The organism is Komagataeibacter intermedius TF2 (genome assembly GCF_000964425.1).
In the GTDB taxonomy this organism is placed as follows: Bacteria; Pseudomonadota; Alphaproteobacteria; order Acetobacterales; family Acetobacteraceae; genus Komagataeibacter; species Komagataeibacter intermedius.
In genome coordinates this window covers 1-598 of sequence record NZ_BANF01000524.1, presented here as the reverse complement: position 1 = coordinate 598, position 598 = coordinate 1, and the positions used below count along the sequence as shown (strand labels likewise).

Below are 598 nucleotides of genomic sequence, written 5' to 3'. Positions count from 1 at the left end.
ATCCTCGAGACAGGAAATGACAGCTACAGGTTCCGCGCCAGCACCGCCGCCTCAAAAAACAAAAAGGACAGATCCTCTTCTTGACCGCCCGCCTCACTATGCCTGAAATAGCATCTGGCTGGGTCAATTCCTGATGAAAAACCCGGGTCAGTTCTCAGTGAAAATCAACAGCATACTGTTTGATCGTCTTGCCCTGTAGCGCCGCCAGTGCTTTCAGGCTCTGGTGCTGCTGATCCGTCATATCAATGGTCAGTCGGCTCATGATATATCCCTCCCATGAAGCACAAACCCACATTAGCACATATGTGGGCGAGATGCGAGGAAAAGGCGACAGCCGCCTTCATTCGAGACATTAAGAATACTGAGATGTAAACGGAAAAGTGGATTTTTGCCGTCTCGATTTCAGTTAGCGCTTACTCTACATGAAATTGTTCGGCGTTTCCTTTGCGAGCATCAATTCCAGAGAACGAAGAACTCTTTCCTCCTCGTCATCTGAAACTGAAATAAGCATCATTAGATGATGCTCCTGTCGCAATGACGGAAGCAGAACGATGGCGGGACGACAGGCAGGTCAGGTGGTGCTGAGTCCGCAGGCGCG

The 598-nt window shown here is 50.0% G+C and carries 1 protein-coding gene; it reads right to left on the bottom strand.

Annotation, left to right across the window (positions count from 1 at the left end; genetic code table 11):
* Positions 1 to 154: 154 nt before the first annotated feature.
* Complete coding sequence (locus tag B7449_RS18275) at positions 155 to 262, bottom strand: hypothetical protein (protein WP_242407819.1); 108 nt, start codon at positions 260 to 262, stop codon at positions 155 to 157.
* Between the last annotated feature and the right edge of the window lie 336 nt (positions 263 to 598).